Source organism: Candidatus Magnetominusculus xianensis (assembly GCA_001541255.1).
Lineage (GTDB): Bacteria > Nitrospirota > Thermodesulfovibrionia > Thermodesulfovibrionales > Magnetobacteriaceae > Magnetominusculus > Magnetominusculus xianensis.
In genome coordinates, this window is record LNQR01000018.1 from 1 (window position 1) to 18432 (window position 18432).

Here is an 18432-nt window from a genome sequence, read left to right on the forward strand (position 1 = left end):
TTTTCAGAGCCCTTGAGTTCAGGCTTTCCGGTATTTTTAGCAGTGGTAACAGTGTTTGTCTTTTTATCAGATTTGGCAGTATCAGTAGGTGTTGTATCAGACTTCTTTTCAGAGTCCTTACGCTCATTCTTGGCGATATTTTTAGCTATGTCAGCAACAGCAGTCTTTTTGTCTGCTACGGTTGCATCAGGTGCTTTTTCTGTGTCTGTCGGTGTTTTTTTGACTGTTTTTTTGGCGCTTTCCGTATGAGGCGTGTCTGGTTTTATGTGAACTGACTTTTCCTCTGATGGAGTCTCTTGTTTTTTTTTACTAGTGTATTTTGAAGCGGTATCGGTCTTTCGTTTTTTATTTACAGACTTGTGTTCGGGTGGAAGCGGCGTCTCTGCATGTTTTAAGGAATCTTTTATGCCGGGCGGCAGTTTTAAAAAATAATCGTTGGGAAGCGAAGCCTTTGACTCCATAACTGATGATTTTAATTCAGGGTTCAGGCGCCGTATATCGTCCAGAGAACACGCTGATGCAAGGGTACTTACTTTTATTGGTCTGCCCGTGCGCAGCACCTCGAACTCCTCCGGGTCCTTAAAATCTATATCACCAAAATAACTTTGGTAGTCTTCAAGGATTTCTAAAACGGCTAAAAACTCGGCATAATAATTCCTCGACGAAAATCCAAAGGCAGGTCCCTTGTATTTCTCCACTATCTCTGATATATCTTTAGTATAGAGTGTTTTCATTGCCTTTGACATCCCTGCCGCGCCGTGATTATATGCCGTCACAGCTAAAGGCCATGAGCCAAGCTGTGCATAGTTTTCATTTAAAAGCCTTGCCGCAGCCCTGGTTGACTTCATAGGGTCGATTCTTTCATCCACAATGGCGTTCATTCTTAGAAATATCTTGCCAGTTGACTCGGTAAACTGCCATATTCCGGCGGCACTTGCCCATGAATAGGCGCTTAACTCGAATGCCGACTCGACAAATGGCAGCCGTGTCAACGCCAGTGGAACGCCCTCTTCTCTAAAAATCCTTTCCATGTCCTTCATATACATTGTCGATTTTGCTATCGCCTTCTGAAAACGGTCCTTCTGTCCTACTTGTGCCCTTAGACGTTCGGCTGCCTCAGAGAACTTGTTAGGTCCCTCAATGTCTTTAAACATCTCATATACGCGCAACTCCTCTGGTGAGAGTTCATTTATCTTGTCAGGGTCATCCGGTGGGAGTTGATCCAGCTTAAGCAGGATTTCCCTGTATTTACTTATCTCAAAAGACAGCACTCCAACTCTGGCCTTCTTCGAGTTGCTCTGTTCCTCTGTAAGGTCAATCGCTGAATAAATAATATTTAAATATCTGTTATCGTGTATAACAGCCTGTTTAGTCGTGTACTTGGTGAATATCTTTATCCAAAAATCTACCTGATGCCTCATAGGTGCCGGACATGGATAAGGCCATGGTTCTGAGAGCGCAAATCTATTTACCGACGCCGCTGATGTCCCAGGGAAAACTGATACTGCAACAAGGCCAAAAACTACAGCTACTGCCGCATATCTCAGAACTAACTTTAAGTACCACATCATAAGATATATATAATACCAGTAAACGAAGAAAAGAACAAGTTTATTTTTTCCACTTAATACTAAATTCCCCGTATTATGACTTGTTTATGGTATAATAAGCTGTTCTGTAGATAAAGACATGGAACAAGCGGGGGTTGAGATGGGTCTGTATTGTGAGCACTTTTTCCCATGGTTTATGGAGAAGATGGGTGACTCTTCAAATGACATCGTAAAGAATCTCCGGCGTGATACGCTTAACGGTCTCGCTGGTGATGTGCTTGAGATAGGCTTTGGTATTGGGGCAAACACGCCCTATTATACTTCTGGTATAAGGTCTGTTACCGCGCTTGAGCCAAACGCGGGGATGATTAGACGCGCAAAGCGATATATCTCCGGTTCAAGCATCCCCATAACCTTTGTAAAGGGCAGTGCAGAGACGCTGTCATTTGCAGACAACGCATTTGATGCAGTGGTCTCTACCATGACGCTCTGCAGCGTTGGCGGCCTTAGTGAAGCATTAATGGAAATCTATCGCGTTATCAGGCCGGGCGGTGCCTTTCATTTTTTTGAACATGTGGCGGCACACAACCCTATAGACAGGGGGCTGCAGAATATCCTGACCCCTGTAACAAAGACAATTTTCTGCGGCTGCCATCTCAACAGGGAAATCGAATCTGTCATTGTAAGCACTGGCTTTCACATCAAAGACATCAACCGTGACAGGCAGCGTATTGGAATCATGCCCGAATTCATGTCATATTTCATACACGGTGTTGCGCTCAGGAAGCAGGACATTTAACCTAGCGTCGCAGCAACAACTCTGTCCCTGCCCTGGTGTTTAGCCTGATAGAGCGCTTCGTCAGCGCTCTTCAATATCTGCTGAGTGTCTGTACCATGATCTGGCAAGATAGCAACTCCCATCGAAAGGGTTATGGCGCTTAGGACTTGTCCTCTGACATTAATTTTTATGTGCTTAAACCCCTCACGCAGCATATTGGCCCGCTCTAGGGTTGCATCCAAAGTGGCTTCTGGCAAAATCAGCGTAAACTCCTCTCCTCCATAGCGGCAGGCTATGTCACAGTTTCTGATGTTAGCCTTAAGGAACATGCCCAATTCGCTTAGTACGCAATCGCCAGCCTCGTGACCATACGTATCGTTAAAGTGTTTGAAATGGTCAACATCTACCATGATAACACCAAGGGTGGCTGTCTTGCGCAGACAGCGCTGGTTTTCTCTCTCAAGATATTCCTGCATGTAACGCCTGTTATAAAGCCCTGTTAAGGGGTCTCTTGTTGAGAGTTTGCTTAACATCTCACGGAGTTTTAAGTTTGCAATCGCAAGCGCTGCGTTTTCAGAAAGTTTTTGCACAAGCTGCTCTTTCTCCTTTATCAGCGTTACGTCTTCAGTCTGTACACCAAGCATTAAATGGAACATTCCCAGCGTTTCGCCTTGCGCTGACATCGGTACACACATATATGCTGCGATAGAGTCCTTTACATGGTGGCAGCGGGGGACATCCTCAGTCGTTAATATTATGTTGGCGCGTCCACGCCTGAGCGCCCAGCAGTCATCCTTGGTAAACACCTGCTCACTAGAGCCTACAGCGCCCCATGTGGATATTGATTCGATGATATTTCTCGATGCGTTGAAGATATAGATACCTCCAGATTCAAATGGGAATAACCGCGAGGCTGTATTGGATATTATTTCACAGGCCTCGGATACACAGTTACAGGCTTGCAGGAGATCGCCCATATTGCTGAATATCTGATTCTCCCTGTTGTGAATTGCAAGCTCCCTTGCCCATTGCTCAAGTTTTGAGTTCTGTGCCTCAAGTTCCTTGCCGTAGTCTGCCGTTTTGTCCCTGTAGAGTCTTAAATCCTCGACCATCTTATTAAACGATTTGGCCATTTCCCCTATTTCGTCTCGTGAGTTCGCCTCTAACTTTATGTCAAGATTGCCCATTCCGATTTCCCTTGCAGCACTTCCTATTTTTATTATTGGCTTTGAGAGCGTTCGGGCAAAAAGATATACGACTACAAGTGCAATAAAAGTCATAACAAGGAAGACAAATATCTTTCTGTCTCTCAACTTCACAATAGGAGCAAAGGCAATTTTAGCAGGCATATCCATTATTATCGACCAGCCGTTACCAGCAAAACCCTGATAGCCCCGTTCAATAGAAAAGGCAAGTATCTCCTCATCGCCGTATTGGTGCTTGTGGCGTATACTGCCTGTTTTAGCTCCAGACGCTATCAACTTGCTTGCAAACTCCCAGTCCGCAGAGGCTGCCTTTAAAGCTTTGTTTTTGTTGGAGTAGATTATCAGGCCGTCTTTATCGACCAACTCTACTTCAGTATTGGCTGCGTTGACCTTTCCATCCATTCCTGATGCATTATCGACTATATCGTATATCGTATTTATAAGCACTCTCGCTACTACAACTCCTATAGGTTTGCCATCTTCGTTCTTCACCACCGAGGCACAATAATAAACATATTCTTTTAACGACACTGACTCATATATACCTGTTACAAAGTTGCTGCCCTCTTTGATTTTCACCCAATAATTTGTCAACGGATGCTTTTGACCTATTTCTTTACCTGATGTGTCCACAACACGTACCATATCCATATTAAAAAATGACAACGACTTGTATGTCTTGTCGTGGGTTAAATAGAAATTTAATCTTTGATTAATTTCCTCCGGGCTTGATTCCTTTGAAACAAGTACCGGGTCAGAGGCCAATTGCTTTATATCTGCATATTTTTCAAAAAGCAGTCTGTCTATTTTATCGATTGTATGGAAGGCCTGCGTTTCCATGTTGGCTTTTATTTGATCTTCAACGATACTCACCTCAGACACATACACAAAGTAAGACCCAGCCGACAGAAATGCCAGGGCTATGCTGAAAAACAAAAGGGTTAATTTCGTAGAGAATTTCATTGTTACTCAGCCGTAACTAATTCTATTAAAGTAACGCCCATAAAATGACCATCTGCGCTGAAATCATACGCTACTGTCATAGTCCCTGAAAGTGGACACCCCTCGCAACCATTTAACAGCCTGAAGTTAAACATGTATCGCTCTCCACCGCCTGGTAGTTTCTTCACCCCTGTAAGCCCGCTGGTAAAAGGCCACAACAATGCCTCATTGTGCCTCCTAAGCATTTTACCATATTCCGGTTCAGAAAACAAGTCTATTTTGTTTAGGTTATTCAGGTCATTTATCCAGACAATGGCGGGTTGCCCGTTTAGTAAGACCATATCCGATGTTGAGTCATCTTTAAATGGACACACTATGTTTGCCATGTCTACTATCGAGATTTTCCTAAATGACGACATATAGCAAAAGGTATCAGTGCGGTTTTTAAGCATTGCGCTTGAGAAGGCGACGGCCTCGGGCGGCGCCCCTACCCCTTTCATAATATCTATACAGCATTGGGCTGCCTTTTGAGGGATTAGCAGGAATGGATTAACGTTCCAGCATTCTTCTCTCATCTTATCTATTATTTTTGGGTCAGGTGACCAGATTGCCCCTGTACCTACGGCCGCTGATTTGGGTTCAACGGACATGCCAGCACAGCACATCAATGTTAGTATTAGCACGACGATGGAGATATACTTTAGCATGTCGGTAGTTATTGGCAAAGGCAGGCAAGGGATCCTTACCTGCCCTTATAAATTGTACAATTACTTAAGGCCTAAATCTGCGGCGGCTGCCTTTAGATCAGCTTCGTTGCCTTTAACTGCGTTCATCATCGGGTTTTTTGACTCTTTAGCGGCCTTTATAAAATCGGCAGCTGTTTTAAACTTTGCCGTGAGGGCTGCTTTATCAGGCGATACCTTTCCATTATGGCAACCTGCGCACTTGTCATAGCCTGCCATTGCCACTGAGGCAAATCCCAGCACTAACACCAACGACATTAATATCTTCTTCATTTGTGTTCACCTCCTTATAATTACAAATTTTATTTGTACGGTTTTGTATTCAATAAATTCCACGCAATGATGATACCACACAAAAAATCCCTGTGTCAAATCTGTCTTTTTGCCATTCCACATGTTTTTTATCTGAATATGACATTTTTTGCTTGCCCTTGACACAGGTGACACAAAATTATTGACAAAAAAATACCGATACCTATAAAGTATGGTTGTGTCAGGTGAGTTATGCGATTGGCCTTTGTTGATATATGCGGTTGGACTTTGTTAATCTGCGCGGTTGGCGCTAATGGCTGAGTTGCGGGCTGGGTATCTGACATGCCGGTAAAATCAGCGCCACAGTTGCAGTCAGGATTTCAAAGATATGGTCATAAATTAACAATGTCGTGTTATGTGTTTTTAGCCCTTGTGCTTTGCTGTACGGCTGCCTTCGGGCAGCACCAAGACAACATATCCCAGCAGCAGGACGCCCTTTCCCCATCTATAAAGATTTCAGATGTTTCTATGCCATACGACGGCAGGGTCTCCTTGTCAGCGGCTGTCTATGATAGGATGGGAAATCCCATCGGGGGATTAAAAAAAGACAGCTTTACGCTTTACATAGATGATAAAAGAATCTCTGATTTCTCATTTAAACAGACCTCCGATGACCCGCTCTCTGTAATCATTGCTGTGGACATAAGCGGGAGCATGAAAGGGGTTCCAATTGTCGAGGCAAAGAAGATTATTGCCCAGTTCATGGGTTATCTCAAAGAAAATGACTATGCCGCCCTCTTCACCTTTGGCATCGATGTTAATAAACTCATCGGGTTCACCAAAGACAAAGACATAATTTACAGCAAGGTCGATGAACTGCGGGCAAATGAAAACAGAACCGTACTCTTTAAGGCTGTCACAGAGTGCCTCAAACAAGCCTCCTCCTCTGCGACACCTAAGACTGCCATTTTATTAATCACAGACAGCAAAGATGAACACAGCAGCGCCGATGAGGCCGATGTTATCACCGCTGTTAAGGACGCAGGCATCCCTGTATACACAATAGCGCTTGGTAAGTATAAATATCTCGATTTCCTAAAGACAATTTCGGAGGTCAGCGGCGGGCAGTCCTATCAGTTCCCTAAGTACGAAGATGTAGCACTTTTAGCAAGGGCTTCTGCCTCGGGGCTTAAGGCAATGTATCAGTTTCAGTTTCCTTTCTCCGCGCCAAGCGGCAAATACACGGCATTTGTTAAAGCAGCCATTAACGGCGCCGATGTAACGGCAAAAAAAGAATTCTCTACCGCTAAAGACAGTAAGCCCCCTGTTGACTCATCACCTGCTTATCCCACAGATTATTCCAAAGTGGACACAAAAGGAGCCGCTGAGCGCCCCGTCAGCCAAACGCTTTTTTACTTGCTCATAGGACTTTCGGCAGTAAGCCTCATCCTCATTGTCCATATGATTACTAAGACCAGGAAGCCCGACACTGTTGACGAACATCAGTCGTCAGAGCTTAAGAAAATACATGGCGAGGTTGCCGCCACAGCCGACAAGCTCACAAAAATTGACTCAGAAATAAAACATGCATCTGATAAAAACTCAGAACTCACCGCTGCCCTCTCAACAGAGATAAAGACCGTCGGCGGACAGATTTCAACCCTTTCAGGCCAGATGGATGCCGCCGCTGCTTCTATTAACAACAGTATAACAGACACGAAGCAGGCACTGACTGAAACAGCCCAAACACAACACGAACAGGGGCTTACCGGCCTGAAGGCAGAACTCTCAGCATTCAAAAACGAGAGCATTGATAAAAACTCAGACCTCACCGCCGCTCTCTCAACAGAGATAAAGGCCGTCGGCGGACAGATTTCAACCCTTTCAGGCCATGTGGACGCCGCCGCTGCTTCAATTAATAACAGCATAACAGACACGAGGCAGGCATTGACTGAAACCGCCCAAACACAACACGAACAGGGGCTTACCGGCCTGAAGGCAGAACTCTCAACCTTCAAAGACGAGATCATTGATAAGAACTCAGAACTCACCGCCGCCCTCTCAACAGAGATAAAGGCCGTTGGTGGACAAACATCAATTGTCGGACGGCAAATGGAAGACGCCGCCAGTTCTATTAAAAATAAAATAACAGACACGCGTCTTGCCCTGACCGAAGTCGTCCAAACGCGGCATGAAGAAGGGCTTGCCGGGCTAAAGGCCCTGAAGGAAGAGATGTCGGACTTCAAAGACGCCACAGTGGAAAAGAACTCAGAACTCGCCGCTGCCCTCTCAACAGAGATAAAGTCTGTCAGCGGGCACATATCGGCTGTCTCAAAGCAAATTGATGATAAAAACGCAGAACTCACTGCCTCAGTGTCAACCGCCGTATCAACTATAATAAGAGCAGTCGGCGGGCAAATATCAACTGTCTCAAAGCAAATAGACGACGCGGTCAATGCCATGACCAATAGCGCAGTTGACTTGGAGCGCATTCTTACAGATGCCATTCAAAGTAAGTATGAAAAGGAGTTTTCTGCCCTGAAGGTGGAAATCAAGGCCATTGAGGAAGCACTTTCTGTGATCATGGTAAAGCAGATAGAGTACTCTGAGCGGCAGCCCTTAGCGTTAACAGAGTCAGTCGGCAGCGCTGCGTCAGAAACCATTTATAAAGATAACATCGTGGCTATAGAAACACTCAATAGCAGGCTCAGCACAATCGATTCGTCAATAGCAAATCTTGATACAGAAGTAAAAAAATACGCCAACAGAGAATCTGAAAGCGATGTTGCCCTGAGAACTGAAATTACGGCTGTAGACGAGAAACTATCAGACATACCCCGATATCTGGATGCATCCCTCGACGCCATGAAATATGCCATAATTGACCTTGTAAACACTGTAATAGATATAGAAAAAACACACGGGCTTTCACCAGGTCAAACGTTCGAAAAGATAGAAAGCCGGATAATCGAAATAGAAACTGCGATAACACTCCTGGCTGCTGAAATCAAAAAGGTGACAGATGCAGAAGTGGAAGCCGGTGAAATCAAGGTAATAGCAGAGAAAATATCAGAAATATCCCGCCAAATGGAAGACGCAGTCTATGCCGTCAAGTACAATATAACTGGCATGGAAACCAGCTTAAGAGAAGACTCTTCCGCCATATATGCCAAAGAGATTGGAGGCATGAGAAGAGAAGTGGCGTCAGTCAGAGAAGCCATGGCCGAGCTTATGAGGTTGTTGTTGATTCTGAGTGAATAAACGAGGAGAACATACGTTATGTACGACGCAGAGATAAGCCGAAGCAATCCGGGCTGCTTTCTATTTCTAATTGATCAGTCCGGCTCGATGAGTGACCCCTTCGGAGGCAGTGACACCATATCCAAGAGCCAGGGGGTTGCAGATACAATAAACAAATTAATCGCAAATCTGATATTGAAATGCACAAAAGACGATGGTATTCGCGATTATTTCGAGATTGGCGTCATAGGATATGGCAATCCCGAAGTAGCCCCTGCCTTCTCCGGCATATTTGCCGGACATGAGCTTATTAAAATTGAGGCGCTTGGCAACAATCCCCTGAGAATCGAAGAGCGTATGCAGCAGTTCCCCGCTGAAGGCGGCAGCACGGCGGAGAAACCTGTGAAATTCCCCATCTGGTTTGAGCCAGTGGCCAATAACGCTACCCCGATGTGTAAGGCTATTACATATGCAAAGACTATCCTTGAACGTTGGACAGCAGCCCACCCTGACAGCTACCCACCCATTGCTATTAATATCACAGACGGTGATTCCACTGACGGAAATCCAATTCCCTACGCGATGGACCTGTACAGGCTTGGCACAAACAACGGCAATTGCCTGTTTTTTAATATTCACATATCCTCTAAAAAGGCGGTACCAATACTGTATCCTGATACGGATGCGCTGCTGCCAGACCAACTGGGGAAGTCCCTGTTTGAGATGTCAAGTCTGCTTCCAGAGCCGATGACTCAGGCCGCACGAAAAGACGGCTATAATGTCCTGGCGCAGTCGCGCGGCTTTGGTTTTAACGCAGACCTTGTTTCGCTGATTAAGTTCATCGACATTGGCACGAGGGTTGGGAACCTAAGATAAACACAGCTAAACCCATCAACGGACTTAAGGCCTATGGCATTCAAAAAAATGGCAATCAGCCGGAGTGCTACGAAGACGCATACGGCTTTAATAAATATAGCCTGTGTATTGCCGACGGGGCAACCGAGTCCATATTCTCAGGAGAATTCGCCAATATGCTGGTGGATTCGTTTATTACATCGGATGCCCCGAAAAATTCAGGGGAAAGTTCAGGTCTGAGGCACATCATGCTGGCAGCTATAGACAAGGCAGGTGCAAAGTGGAGCGAGCTCATATCAACAAGGACACTGCCGTGGTATGCACAGCTTAAGGCAGACAACGGCGCTCATGCCGCCTTCACCGGTGTAAGGCTAATCCCAGCTACAGACCCGAAAAAGCGGTCATTTTTTCAAAAAAATGTCTATAGATGGGAGGCCGTCAGCGTAGGCGATGTGTGCGTATTTATTGTTAGGGGCGATGAGCTGATTCATGCCTTTCCAATCAAAAACCCGGGGGACTTTGACAACACCCCCAACTTAATATCAAGTCTTCACGGCGCACCAGATGCTCACATCTTAATAAAAAGCGGGGAGATACGACAGGGTGATACAATGTTTCTCTTGTCTGATGCCCTTGCAGAATGGTTTTTAAAGGGCTGTGAGGGTGGTTTATTTCCATGGAAAACACTTGGTAAGATAAAAAACGAGGCGATATTTAAACTTTTAATAGAAAGACTGAGACAGACAAAGCAGATGAAAAACGACGATGCAACGGCCATTATACTAACCATTGGAAAACTGCCGTGAGGAAATACCCGCTGCCGCTGCAGTACCAGCAGGCCCTTCAGAACCCGCGCCTGTCTCTTTTCGATGATGAACTAAAACACGGCGCCGTTCAAACAGACAAGCTGGGGCTGCCGCGTGTCAGGTCAGGCAATTTTGCCTCTGTCTATAAAATATTCACTGCTAATGCACAGTACGCAATAAAATGCTTCCTGAACGCCCCAGATGACATGCAAACGCGCTGTGAACAAATATCAAACTATCTGAATAAGATTGACTGCGGGTATTTTCTGAAATTCCAGTACATTGCCAGAGGGATAAGCGTAAACGCTCAGGCATATCCTATATTAAAAATGCCGTGGCAAGACGGTATCCCTCTGGACAGATACATCGACATCTGTGCTGCTAAGAAAGACACGCAAGGCATTCTAAGCGTGCGCGGACGATTTCTTGAGATGTACAAAACACTCCGCGGCCATCGCATCGCTCATGGAGACCTCCAGCATGGCAATATACTGATTAATCAGGAGGGAGGGCTGCGCCTCATCGACTACGACGGCCTATACTGCCCCGAAATGACGCTTAACACTAGCTGCGAATCCGGACACCCGAACTATCAGCACCCAAAACGAAAGACTTGCCACTATGATGAGCACATTGATTCGTTCTCTGCTGTTGTCATATTTACGGCATTAACCGCGCTGGCACATGATTTAAGTTTATGGCAGAAATACTATAACGGCGACAACTTACTGTTTTGCGCCAGAGATTTCCTCAACACCAACCAATCGCTGCTGTTCAGAACTCTTAGCGCTGCACCGGTTGAACAGATAAAGACCCTGACTGAGGCAATTGCCGCATCGTGCCTCACCCCATACGAACAACTGCCGGATTTCTTAGGGCAGCTTGATGCGATAAGCGCTGAAGCGGGGGATTTAGAACTGCCGCTTTCGATGAATTCATGGACGACTGAACGGGAGGATATGCCGGGACAGTTACCGGGACAATTAATAGTTAAGCCAAGCGCCGGGACACGGATTCATTCTTTCCCGACAGGCTCAACAGCAGTAGCCGCAGATTTAACAAATCAAGAGCCGCCACACTACGGGCACACAATGAATATCAAGGTCGTCTGCCCAAACTGTAGCGCGATAAATGACCAGTCAACCGCGCTCTGCTTATTTTGTGGTTATATACTGAGCATCCCAATCCCCCCAGAGCCGAAGCATCAGCCGCAGCGCCAGTTTCCCCCAGAGCCTGCCGCAGCACAAACCATAACATTTGGTGCGAAACTAAAATTGAGTCTGCTCTATTTCATCCTTTTTTCCCTCATCCTTGCCGCCTACGACCAGACCGACAACAACCGGGCCATACTAAACAAGGCTATTACATACCTCAAGGCCGGTAAAAATAAACTGCTTGGCAGGATTAAAAACGACAGCGGCGAGACAGCCGAATACCCAAACCGCATCACTGCCTCCCCAAGCGATACCCCAGCGTATCGCAGCGGCGCATATATGAAGGCCGGACATGTTACCGAGGCCGCTGATGACCCGGCCAGGCTTGCCATTAATAAGGCGGCAGCAGGCGACAACCGTTCTACACGCGGGCGCTGATAAGCTATAATTAAGATATAACATGACAGAGCTGAAGGTTGACATAGAAAACACTTCTCACAGGATGAGTGCTGCCAGATGTGACCCTGTCTATGTGGCTGTTTTATTGTTGGTCGCCCTTACGCTGTTGGTCTTTTTCCCGGTAAGGGGCTATGAATTCATCAACTTTGACGATGACCTCTATATCATTAATAATCCGCATGTAAACACCGGACTTACAGTAGAAAATATAAGATGGGCTTTAACGTCTACTGAGTTTAGCAACTGGTTTCCCCTTACGTGGATTTCTCATATGCTGGATGTCAGTCTGTTTGGTCTGCGCCCCGAGGGGCATCACCTTAGTAACCTGCTTATTCATACGGCCAATGTTGTTGTCCTGTTTTTTGTCTTTTTACGGCTTGGGGTTCCACTTAAGCGCGCCGCCTTTATAGCTGCGCTGTTTGCCGTCCATCCTGCGCACGTGGAGAGTGTTGCATGGGTTGCCGAACGTAAAGAGGTGCTTAGTGCATTTTTTTGGATGACCACCATTTTGGCATATACACGGTATGTCAGAAACCCCTCGATGGCGAATTATGCTCTGGTGGTGTTTTGTTTTATCTTAGGGCTGATGTCGAAGTCTATGATTGTGACGCTGCCGTTTGTGCTGTTGCTGCTTGATTATTGGCCGCTTGGCCGGTTTCGGCCCAGGGCTGATGTGCGTGGTCTTATATTAGAGAAAATCCCGCTGTTTGTACTTTGTGCAGTGGTGTCGGTACTGACAGTAGCTGCTCAGAAACAAAGCGGGGCAATTAAGACATTGGAACTGTTTCCTATTAAGCACCGCCTGTTAAACGCGTTTGTTTCCTATGTAAGATATGTCGTGAACTTCATAGCGCCATATGATTTGTCTGTAATGTATCCCCATGAAAAAGCAATCTCACTAATGACAGGGGCTGGGGCGTTTGCCCTTATTGCCCTTGCCACTGGATTTGTCCTCTGGCGGGCTAAGAGATTTCCATATTTATTTACCGGCTGGTTCTGGTTTACAGGCACTTTAGTCCCAGTGATTCAAATCGTCCAGACGGGGCTTCACTCAATGGCAGACAGGTACACATATATACCGTATATAGGGCTGTTTATCATGGCTGCGATGGGTGTGCCGCATTTGTTAAAAGATTACGGGAAGGCGGCTCTATCCCTGGGCGTAATAACTATCTTAGTGTGTGCGGGGTTGTCAGTGAAACAGTTAAGTTATTGGAAGGACTCAATTACCCTGTTTACACATGCTGTGAGCGTAACAAGGGATAATTACCTTGCGTATAATAATCTTGGGTGTGCGCTGAGTCAAACAGGGAGAGACGCCGAGGCTGTTGCCGCCTTTGAAAAGTCCTTTTCCATTTATCCCAACAGCGCAGTAATACATGTAAACGCGGCCAACCTGATGCTTTGGACGAACAGGAAAGACGACGCAATCATGCACTTCAGGACGGCCATAGCGCTTGACCCCGCTAACACCAGTGCATATGTAGGCATAGGCGTAGCGCTGCTGATGCTGAATAAACCCGGTGAATCTATCCCCTATTTTGAGAAAGCACTGGTGCTTGAGCCAACCCTCACGGCGGCGGTTTCTTATCTGAATGCCGCAAAGCATCAGGCGGTGTCAGGTAGCTCTACTGCCAATCCGTCTGGGAAAAATTTCAATTGACATTTGGTTATACATTAAAAGCAGTAGATGTGCGTCTTCCGTAAATTTTTCGGGGTGATGTTGACAATTTCTTGTGGTTGAAGTAAAATAGCCTTAGCTAATGGCCATTGGCCAATAAGTTACCAATAAATAAGGTATATTGTGGAGGTTGTAATGGCAGATATAAAGCCCGATGAGATACTAGATACAAAGGGGTTGAATTGCCCGATGCCGGTGTTAAAGACCAAAAAGGCCATTGACGGTTTAGCGTCAGGAAAGATACTTGAGGTACAGTCAACCGATGCCGGTTCAAAGTCAGATATCCCTGCCCTGTTGAGCAGGCTAGGCCATGAACTGCTTGATACAAAAGAAAACGGAAACGTCATATCGTTTTTTATTAAAAAGGTATAACGGCCTTAACATATTACCGGCCTATGTCGGCATATATCAGGTACTATCAAATAGGGAATAGTATCGGCCATATGGTAAGTAGTTGAGTTGACGAAGAGTGGAGTCAGGCCGGATGATGGGTTTCCGGGGGTTACCGGATTATACCGGTTGCCATATAACAGAATAAGTTGAGCAGTGGGTGCGCCGTATTAAGGAAATATCAGCGGCGGCCCTGCTGCTTGACTGTCAGGTGTTTGACGGCATGAGCTGTACTGCTATATATGCTTAGAAAACTAAAGAAAAATATTATAACCGTCCTGTTAGCCGCGCTATTGACAGCGCTCTGTGCAGCGGCAGATGCCGACATATACAGGTTCGTTGATGCCAATGGAATTACTCACTATACAGACGTCCCAGGAGGCGCTAATGGAGATAACAACTATGTGAGGTTATATAAATCTCCCCCGAAAAAAGCAGTAGCAAGAAAACCAAGCCAGCCGGTCACGAAACAAACGCTAAAGGCAGTCCAGCCCGGCAGCCCAGCTAAACCCGTCCCAAGCGCCCAAAGGCCAGCGGTTCAAGCGGTAAGTCCCACGCCTGCCCCGCCAACTGTGGCAGCTCAAACGGTGAATACCGGACAAAAGCAAACATTGCAGTTTAAGGGCTACGAGGAAATCGTACACCTGAAGGCGGCAGAACATAAAATTGATCCAGCCCTCATAAAGGCTGTAATAAAAGCAGAATCAAACTGGAACAGCGGCGCGCTGTCTCCGAAAGGGGCTATGGGGCTGATGCAGCTGATGCCGGGCACAGCAAATCTCCTGTCTGTCAACAACCCCTATGACCCGACGGAAAATATCGACGGCGGAACCAGATATTTAAAATACTTATTGGCTAAGTTTAACGGTAACGTATCCTTAGCCCTCGCCGGATACAACGCAGGCCCGAATGCCGTTGACCGCTATGGGACAATCCCCCCATACGCTGAGACCCAGGAATATGTCGCTAAGGTATTGAGTACTTATAGCGGCGGTAACTATCACCCATATTACCCCACTGCATATAACCGTGCCTCAAGCCAAAGCACTAACTCACATATATTCAAGGTAGCCATGCCCAACGGCACGGTGCTGTATACAAACACACCACAGTACGCTAATAATCAACTGACGGGAAGATTTTAACATCTTATGAACGATGACCTGAACTATAAAATACAAAGACTAAAAGAACAGAGAAACGCACTAATCATTGCACACAACTACCAAAGGGATGAGGTACAGGCAATTGCCGACATGACGGGCGACTCCCTTGAGCTGTCGCGTAAGGCCGCACAAACAAACTGTGATGTAATCGTATTTTGCGGAGTGAACTTCATGGCCGAGAGTGCCTCGATACTATCGCCAGACAAGATAGTGCTGCTGACGGCCTCAGATGCCTTCTGCCCGATGGCCGATATGATTAGCGCCGGTACGCATAGGGAGCTCTACGGGGCATTCCCCGGATATAAAGACCCGCCGCGCTATGTATATCCCGTTGAATATACGCTTCGGGACATAAAAAGGGACTATCCCGGCGTACCAGTCGTTGCCTATGTCAATACAACCGCCGAGGTCAAGGCTGAAAGCGATATATGCTGTACGTCGGCAAACGTCGTAGAGGTTATAGAATCCCTGCCGGATGAGCGGGTAATCTGTGTTCCCGATAAGAATTTGTCCGCATGGGCAGCAAAAAATACAAAAAAAGAGGTAATATCATGGGATGGATACTGCCATGTTCACGACAGGGTAAGACCGTTGGATGTAGAAACTGCAAGGAAGAGCCATCCCAATGCAGTTTTTATGGCACACCCTGAGTGCAGACTTGACATCCTGGAAATGGCAGACGCTGTGGCAAGCACGTCGGGGATGCTGAGGTTTGCAGCCAGGTCATCTGCTAAGGAATTTATCGTGGGGACAGAGATTGGGCTTCTGTACAGGCTGAGAAAGGAAAACCCTGAGAAGATATTCTATCCGCTTAGAAAAGATATGGTGTGTCCGAACATGAAAAAAACTACACTTCAGTCCGTATATATCGCCCTGAGAGAAATGCAGCACGTAGTGAAGGTAAGCAGTGAAATAAGGGAGCTGGCATGGAACGCCCTCAATAGAATGATAACGCTGTAGCTTTACACACACCGAGCAAAATAATTTAACTTTTTTAATCGTTTTAATGTACAATATACTTACAGAGATGAAAAGAGTAATACTGATAGTTGATGATTCACCCAGTGTAAGACAGCTTGTTGGTTTGACACTGACAAATGCCGGATATGAGGTAATGGAGGCGGTTGACGGAAGCGACGCCCTAAGGAAGTTAAACAAAATTGTTAACTCAGATGACACAAAGGCAGAGATGATGTTTGTTGACGTAAACATGCCAAATATGAACGGTCTTGAGTTTGTTGAGCAGGTGCGAAAAATAACTGCGTGCCGCTTTATCCCTATTATTATGCTGACTACAGAGGCGCATGTCACTAAGCGGCAGGAGGGAAGGCTGGCAGGGGCCAGCGGTTGGATTATAAAGCCGTTCAAGCCGGAACAACTGGTAAATATCACTCGCAAGTTTTTAGGCTGATTATCTGATTAAAGGAATCGTTTCTAATTACCGATATATAAGAGTGTACGTAGTGAGTTGAACATGGGGTAGCTTAGGGTTTGGAAACAGCAATTGCAAAGAAAATGGAGGTGGAGTTATGATGTCTGGGGTGGGGTTGTCATCGGGTATTATTGCAGAAGGGGCTAATGTCAGCGTTATAAAGAAGAGCTTAGATATGATGGAAATCGAAGGTGCAGCAGTCGTTGACCTTATAAATAAGGCAGGCGCACAAGGTCAGCAAATGGCCGCAAATCCGGAAGGCACCGGTAGTATTGTAAATATGTATGTGTGAGCAAGGCTGACATTCTGAATTGCAAGCAGGCACACACGCCAGGGGGATGGAGTCCACTCACGGGGAAGATGAGCGAAGAGAATTTGTTCAGAGCAGGATTGAAGCGGCTTATAGTTGCTGCCGTTGTCATAGCTGTGTTGTTTAACCTGCCCGCATATTGTGAGACGGGGCAAAAGCGGCAAGCTGAACCGGCGGCCTCACAGATACTTACAATTGACCAGGCGGTCTCGATGGCAAAAACCACCAACCGTGCTATGAAAAACGCATGGCTTGAGGTTCAAAAGACAGAGGATACGCTAAAGGCGGCTAAGACAGCCTTTTTCCCATCGATTGAATTCAGTGCCTCAGTTACAAGGACACTGAAAGATATGAAATTCAATCTTATGAGTGATGCCTCCCCCAGTAGTCAATTGTATTCAGGGGATTCCAGCACAACTGCTGTAACAATTCCAGCCGATACCGACGTATCTGGTGCAGTTAAGATAACACAGCCGCTTTCGCAATTATACCGTATATCAGTGGAAGTCGAAATAGAGAGAAAGACACACGAAATAGCCGCAGAGAGACAACGGCAAACACGCCAAGACATCGTAAACGGTGTAAAGAAGCTCTATTATGAATTGGTTCAGTCTGAAAGTACACTATCGGCTATTAGCGAGGCAATGGCATTTTACAGGGAGCTGGCAAGGCTGCTTGATGACCAGCTCAGACAGGAGACCGTACTAAGGTACGAGGTCCTTGAGGTAAAGGCACAGCTTGCAAAATATGAATACGATGAGATGACTATAAAAAACACAATAATCACTATGAAAGAACAGATGAATGAACTCCTGGCAAGGGAAATAAGTACGCCTTTCGAGGTAGTTTCTGTGCCGGAGCCGGAGATGGTACTTAAGGAAGAGGATTTTTCGGAGTCAACCATGCGTGCCCTTAAGGAACGCCCTGATATCAGGATGTCTGAACTTACGGCAATGCAGGCCGAATTTGCGAAAAAGAGCAAGGCATCAGAGTACATCCCTGACCTCAGCCTTGCCTTTAGTTATCATACGCTGAGCAATCTTTCCGTAGGATTTACCTTTGCCTCTGTCGTGCTGACATGGAAGCAGCCCGACTGGGGAAAGACCTGGCATGAACTGGCGGCAAGGAAGAGGGCGCTTCAACAGGCAGAAAACGACATAGAAGCAGCCCGCGAAAAGGCCGTTGTCGATATAAATAAGACAAAAAGAAAGTTCGCTGAGACCAGAAAGCTGCTTGATGTCAGACGCCTGAACCGCGAATCGGCACAGGACAAACTTTCTACTTCGTTGAACATGTACAAGGCTGGCTCCATATTACTAAAAGACCTGCTCAAAGACCAGGCTGCAATGGCCGAGGCCGACCGTCTCTGCCATGAGGCACATGGTGCGTACTTCAGTGCACGTGCGGATTTGGACAAGGCCCTGTCTGAGGAATAATAGTGTGACTGTGATACATAGGGGGGAGAAATA

Annotated in this window: 16 protein-coding genes; 12 read left to right on the forward strand and 4 right to left on the reverse strand. The window is 46.3% G+C overall.

Annotated features, from left to right (window positions below; translation table 11 throughout):
- Nucleotides 1-1571 (reverse strand): lytic transglycosylase domain-containing protein (locus ASN18_RS01695; RefSeq protein ID WP_157072780.1); only part of this gene is annotated, 1571 nt, incomplete at its 3' end.
- A gap of 118 nt (nucleotides 1572-1689) precedes the next feature.
- Here ASN18_RS01695 and ASN18_RS01700 point away from each other — a divergent pair.
- Nucleotides 1690-2349, forward strand: coding sequence for a class I SAM-dependent methyltransferase (locus tag ASN18_RS01700; protein ID WP_085050868.1), 660 nt, complete (start codon nucleotides 1690-1692; stop codon nucleotides 2347-2349).
- Here ASN18_RS01700 and ASN18_RS01705 read toward each other — a convergent pair.
- From ASN18_RS01705 to ASN18_RS01715, 3 genes are all read right to left on the reverse strand, one after another.
- A complete protein-coding gene (locus ASN18_RS01705) occupies nucleotides 2346-4496 on the reverse strand; it encodes a diguanylate cyclase (RefSeq protein WP_085050869.1) in 2151 nt (716 codons plus the stop codon). The two genes, ASN18_RS01700 and ASN18_RS01705, sit on opposite strands and share 4 nt — an antisense overlap.
- A 2-nt stretch (nucleotides 4497-4498) precedes the next feature.
- Nucleotides 4499-5125, reverse strand: coding sequence for a hypothetical protein (locus ASN18_RS01710; protein WP_085050870.1), 627 nt, complete (start codon nucleotides 5123-5125; stop codon nucleotides 4499-4501).
- Between the two features lie 117 nt (nucleotides 5126-5242).
- Complete coding sequence (locus tag ASN18_RS01715) at nucleotides 5243-5491, reverse strand: hypothetical protein (protein WP_085050871.1); 249 nt, start codon at nucleotides 5489-5491, stop codon at nucleotides 5243-5245.
- A 321-nt stretch (nucleotides 5492-5812) separates the two neighbouring features.
- Here ASN18_RS01715 and ASN18_RS01720 point away from each other — a divergent pair, with 321 nt between their 5' ends.
- The 11 genes from ASN18_RS01720 to ASN18_RS01770 all read left to right on the forward strand — a co-directional run bounded on the left by ASN18_RS01720 (nucleotide 5813) and on the right by ASN18_RS01770 (nucleotide 18399).
- On the forward strand, nucleotides 5813-8731 hold the full coding sequence (locus ASN18_RS01720; protein ID WP_085050872.1) for a VWA domain-containing protein: 2919 nt from the start codon (nucleotides 5813-5815) through the stop codon (nucleotides 8729-8731).
- Nucleotides 8732-8749: 18 nt separating this feature from the next.
- The gene (locus ASN18_RS01725) at nucleotides 8750-9586 is read left to right on the forward strand and encodes a vWA domain-containing protein (RefSeq protein WP_085050873.1); all 837 of its coding nucleotides are present in this window, start codon (nucleotides 8750-8752) and stop codon (nucleotides 9584-9586) included.
- A 155-nt stretch (nucleotides 9587-9741) separates the two neighbouring features.
- A complete protein-coding gene (locus ASN18_RS01730; RefSeq protein ID WP_085050874.1) occupies nucleotides 9742-10371 on the forward strand; it encodes a hypothetical protein in 630 nt (209 codons plus the stop codon).
- Nucleotides 10368-11963: a protein kinase domain-containing protein gene (locus ASN18_RS01735; RefSeq protein WP_085050875.1), complete on the forward strand. Its 1596-nt coding sequence runs from the start codon at nucleotides 10368-10370 to the stop codon at nucleotides 11961-11963. Before ASN18_RS01730 ends, ASN18_RS01735 begins: the two co-directional genes overlap by 4 nt.
- 22 nt (nucleotides 11964-11985) lie before the next feature.
- Nucleotides 11986-13647: a tetratricopeptide repeat protein gene (locus ASN18_RS01740; protein WP_085050876.1), complete on the forward strand. Its 1662-nt coding sequence runs from the start codon at nucleotides 11986-11988 to the stop codon at nucleotides 13645-13647.
- A 153-nt stretch (nucleotides 13648-13800) separates the two neighbouring features.
- On the forward strand, nucleotides 13801-14037 hold the full coding sequence (locus ASN18_RS01745) for a sulfurtransferase TusA family protein (RefSeq protein ID WP_085050877.1): 237 nt from the start codon (nucleotides 13801-13803) through the stop codon (nucleotides 14035-14037).
- A gap of 260 nt (nucleotides 14038-14297) precedes the next feature.
- Nucleotides 14298-15200 (forward strand): transglycosylase SLT domain-containing protein, encoded by a 903-nt coding sequence (locus ASN18_RS17740; RefSeq protein WP_085050878.1) that lies wholly within the window; start codon nucleotides 14298-14300, stop codon nucleotides 15198-15200.
- A 6-nt stretch (nucleotides 15201-15206) separates the two neighbouring features.
- On the forward strand, nucleotides 15207-16181 hold the full coding sequence (gene nadA / locus ASN18_RS01755; protein WP_085050879.1) for a quinolinate synthase NadA: 975 nt from the start codon (nucleotides 15207-15209) through the stop codon (nucleotides 16179-16181).
- Between the two features lie 67 nt (nucleotides 16182-16248).
- Nucleotides 16249-16632 carry a response regulator gene (locus ASN18_RS01760; protein WP_085050915.1) on the forward strand — a complete coding sequence of 128 codons (384 nt, stop codon included), beginning with the start codon at nucleotides 16249-16251 and terminating at the stop codon, nucleotides 16630-16632.
- Between the two features lie 118 nt (nucleotides 16633-16750).
- The gene (locus tag ASN18_RS01765; RefSeq protein ID WP_085050880.1) at nucleotides 16751-16945 is read left to right on the forward strand and encodes a putative motility protein; all 195 of its coding nucleotides are present in this window, start codon (nucleotides 16751-16753) and stop codon (nucleotides 16943-16945) included.
- Between the two features lie 68 nt (nucleotides 16946-17013).
- Nucleotides 17014-18399 carry a TolC family protein gene (locus ASN18_RS01770; RefSeq protein WP_085050881.1) on the forward strand — a complete coding sequence of 462 codons (1386 nt, stop codon included), beginning with the start codon at nucleotides 17014-17016 and terminating at the stop codon, nucleotides 18397-18399.
- Nucleotides 18400-18432: the final 33 nt, after the last annotated feature.

What these genes read in the sequence shown, in the direction of transcription:
- ASN18_RS01700 (WP_085050868.1), top strand. Translation starts at nt 1,690, where the DNA reads ATGGAACAAGCGGGGGTTGAGATGGGTCTGTATTGTGAGCACTTTTTC.
- ASN18_RS01705 (WP_085050869.1), bottom strand. Translation starts at nt 4,496, where the DNA reads ATGAAATTCTCTACGAAATTAACCCTTTTGTTTTTCAGCATAGCCCTG.
- ASN18_RS01710 (WP_085050870.1), bottom strand. Translation starts at nt 5,125, where the DNA reads ATGTCCGTTGAACCCAAATCAGCGGCCGTAGGTACAGGGGCAATCTGG.
- ASN18_RS01715 (WP_085050871.1), bottom strand. Translation starts at nt 5,491, where the DNA reads ATGAAGAAGATATTAATGTCGTTGGTGTTAGTGCTGGGATTTGCCTCA.
- ASN18_RS01720 (WP_085050872.1), top strand. Translation starts at nt 5,813, where the DNA reads ATGCCGGTAAAATCAGCGCCACAGTTGCAGTCAGGATTTCAAAGATAT.
- ASN18_RS01725 (WP_085050873.1), top strand. Translation starts at nt 8,750, where the DNA reads ATGTACGACGCAGAGATAAGCCGAAGCAATCCGGGCTGCTTTCTATTT.
- ASN18_RS01730 (WP_085050874.1), top strand. Translation starts at nt 9,742, where the DNA reads ATGCTGGTGGATTCGTTTATTACATCGGATGCCCCGAAAAATTCAGGG.
- ASN18_RS01740 (WP_085050876.1), top strand. Translation starts at nt 11,986, where the DNA reads ATGACAGAGCTGAAGGTTGACATAGAAAACACTTCTCACAGGATGAGT.
- ASN18_RS01745 (WP_085050877.1), top strand. Translation starts at nt 13,801, where the DNA reads ATGGCAGATATAAAGCCCGATGAGATACTAGATACAAAGGGGTTGAAT.
- ASN18_RS17740 (WP_085050878.1), top strand. Translation starts at nt 14,298, where the DNA reads ATGCTTAGAAAACTAAAGAAAAATATTATAACCGTCCTGTTAGCCGCG.
- nadA (WP_085050879.1), top strand. Translation starts at nt 15,207, where the DNA reads ATGAACGATGACCTGAACTATAAAATACAAAGACTAAAAGAACAGAGA.
- ASN18_RS01760 (WP_085050915.1), top strand. Translation starts at nt 16,249, where the DNA reads ATGAAAAGAGTAATACTGATAGTTGATGATTCACCCAGTGTAAGACAG.
- ASN18_RS01765 (WP_085050880.1), top strand. Translation starts at nt 16,751, where the DNA reads ATGATGTCTGGGGTGGGGTTGTCATCGGGTATTATTGCAGAAGGGGCT.
- ASN18_RS01770 (WP_085050881.1), top strand. Translation starts at nt 17,014, where the DNA reads ATGAGCGAAGAGAATTTGTTCAGAGCAGGATTGAAGCGGCTTATAGTT.